General features: G+C 71.3%; 4 protein-coding genes. 3 read left to right on the top strand and 1 reads right to left on the bottom strand.

The window, feature by feature from the left end:
• Both RIF89_RS13780 and RIF89_RS13785 read left to right on the top strand, forming a co-directional pair.
• On the top strand, window positions 1–285 hold a 285-nt coding region (locus RIF89_RS13780; RefSeq protein ID WP_309069654.1), incomplete at its 5' end, for a flavodoxin-dependent (E)-4-hydroxy-3-methylbut-2-enyl-diphosphate synthase.
• A 43-nt stretch (window positions 286–328) separates the two neighbouring features.
• Entirely contained in the window at window positions 329–961 is a 633-nt protein-coding gene (locus RIF89_RS13785; protein WP_309069655.1) for an SIMPL domain-containing protein, read from the top strand.
• A 59-nt stretch (window positions 962–1020) separates the two neighbouring features.
• Here RIF89_RS13785 and RIF89_RS13790 read toward each other — a convergent pair whose 3' ends face one another.
• On the bottom strand, window positions 1021–1929 hold the full coding sequence (locus RIF89_RS13790) for an LLM class flavin-dependent oxidoreductase (protein WP_309069656.1): 909 nt from the start codon (window positions 1927–1929) through the stop codon (window positions 1021–1023).
• A gap of 133 nt (window positions 1930–2062) precedes the next feature.
• On the opposite strand from RIF89_RS13790, the gene RIF89_RS13795 reads away from it, so the two are divergent.
• Window positions 2063–2542: a hypothetical protein gene (locus tag RIF89_RS13795; protein WP_309069657.1), complete on the top strand. Its 480-nt coding sequence runs from the start codon at window positions 2063–2065 to the stop codon at window positions 2540–2542.
• The last annotated feature ends 28 nt before the right edge of the window (window positions 2543–2570 follow it).

A 2570-nucleotide genomic window follows, 5' to 3' on the forward strand; every position in this document is an offset into this window, starting at 1 on the left:
GTCTACACGCTCGCCGAGAACGTCACGGAGGGGCTCAAGGACGTCACGGTCCCGCTGCGCGTCGCCGTCATGGGCTGCGTCGTGAACGGACCCGGCGAAGCACGCGAGGCCGACCTCGGCGTCGCGAGCGGCAACGGCAAGGGCCAGATCTTCGTCAAGGGCGAGGTCATCAAGACCGTGCCCGAGGCCGAGATCGTCGAGACGCTGATCCAGGAGGCCCGTCGCATCGCGGACGAGATGGGTCCGGACGCGCAGATCGGCACCGCGCAGGTCGTCACCGCCTGACCGGATCCACTCGCGCGGCGTCGGCGGCGAATAGGCTCCGCCCATGGTCACCATCACGGTCGAGGGAACGCACCGCCTGACGCAGCGGGCCGAGCGCGGGGTGCTCGCGCTCGACATCGCGGTGCACGGCGAGGATCGGGACGACGTCGTACGGCGTCACGCGCACGTCCACGGAGAGCTCGCCGACGTCGCTCGACAGCGCCGGGAGGCTGGCGTCGCGGTCGGCTTCGAGGTCGGCAGCCCCTGGGCGTGGACCGACGGCCCCGGCGCGGGACCGGATCAGCGGAGCACACCGGTCCACCACCTCTCGTCGACGATCACGATCACGTTCACCGATCTCGCCGCGCTCGCCGCCGACGTGGCCGCCTTCGCCGCGCGCGCGGATCTCGGCGTGCAACCCGTGCGGTGGGAGCTCTCGGACGACACGCGGGAGGGCCTTCTCGATGCGGCTCGCGGCCGCGCGGTGCAGGATGCGGTGCGCCGCGCGCGGTCCTATGCGGCCGCGATCCGGCCCGACGGGCCTGCGGAGCCGGTGCTCACGAGCGTCTCCGAGCGCCAGATGCACGGCGGCGGCCCCGGTCTGCCGATGTTCGCCCGCTCGGAGGCCTCCGGTATCGCCTTCACGACGCCGGAGCTCGACGTCGAGGCCGCGATCGTCGCGACCTTCGCGATCTGACTTGCCCCGAAGTGCCGCGAACCAGGGCCGGATGACGGCACTTCGGGGCAACCGGCGTCTCAGGCGACCAGCGCGGCGACGTCCATCAGGAACCGGTCGCCCAGGTCGTCGATCTTCGCCACGTCGCGCAGCGACGTCAGGGGCAGGATGAACTCATCCACGCCGGCCTCTGAATACGCGCCCATCATGTCGACGATCTCGCCGGCGCTGCCGCCGATGGCCGGCCGCCCCTGGGCGGCGATCTCGTCGGCGCGCGCCCTGTCGTCGAAGAACACGAGCGCCTGCGTCGTGCGCCACAGCGAGGCCGACTCGCGCCCGGCGTCCTCGAGCGCAGCGGTGAAGATCCGGTTCTTCTGCGCGAACACCTCGGGCGTCGACCACATGTTCCACTCGTCCGCGTAACGCGCGACGAGCTTCGGCATGACCTTCTCGCCCTTGCCCCCGATCAGGATCGGCAGGGTCGCGTGCGGCTTGGGGTTCAGGGAGGCGTGCTCGAGCCGGTAGCGCTCGCCCTCGAAGTCGGTGAACGCGTCATCCCGCAGCGACGTCCACACCTGCAGCGCCTCGCGGAACCAGCGGATGCGGCTCGGCACGTCGCCGAACTCCAGGCCGAACGCGCGATGCTCGTTCTCCTGCCAACCGGCGCCCACACCGAGCACGAACCGCCCGTCCGCGATGTCGCTGAGCGCCGCCGCCTGCTTGGCGACGACGGCCGGGTGACGGTACGTGTTGCCGAGCACGAGGGATCCGATCCGGACATCCGGCACCGTCGCCGCGAGCGCCGTCAGCTGCGTCAGGCACTCGCCCCGCGCACCGTCGTTGGGCTCCGGCGTGTTGTCCATGAAGTGGTCCTCGAGCCAGAGACCGCGCCACCGCGCGGGGCCGGACGTCGCGCCGGCGGCATGGGTCGCGGCGGCGTGGAGGTCGCGCCAGGGCAGGTTCGCGGGGAGCCACAGACTGAACTTCATGCTCCCGAGCGTAGCCAGCGGCAGGGGGCGCGGATCCTCCGGCAGGCGGATCCAGATCCCCCGAGCGGGGGAGGCGCCGGCAGCGCCGGCGTTCCTAGCATCGAAGCAGACCGCCGAACAGAGGAGAACCCCCGTGCTCGACAGCCTGCAGACGTTCACCGAATCGCTGCCGCCCGCACTCCAGTGGCTGGGGGTGATCCTGCTCGGTGCGATCCCCTTCATCGAGTCGTACTTCGGCTCATTCGTCGGCGTGCTCGCGGGCCTGTCGCCCTGGATCGCGGTGCCCGCCGCGATCATCGGCAACGTGATCTCGATGCTGATCTTCGTGCTCACCGCCCACGGCGTGCGGAAGGCGGCGACCCGCAACCGCGAGGCTCCGGCCCTCTCGCCGCGCCGCGCGAAGCTGAAGGAGCGCTTCGAGCGGTTCGGGGTGCCGGGCGTCAGCCTGCTGGGTCAGCTCGTGCTGCCGAGCCAGATCACGTCGGCCGCGATCGTCGGCTTCGGCGCGTCGCGGAACGCGGTCATCCTCTGGCAGGTGATCTCGATCATCCTGTGGGGCATCGTGTTCGGCGTGCTCGCGATGCTCGGCGTGCAGGCGGTCGCCCGCTTCTGACGCGACTCAGGCGACCGCGAACGCCACG

The organism is Microbacterium sp., from assembly GCF_031178525.1.
GTDB lineage: Bacteria > Actinomycetota > Actinomycetes > Actinomycetales > Microbacteriaceae > Microbacterium.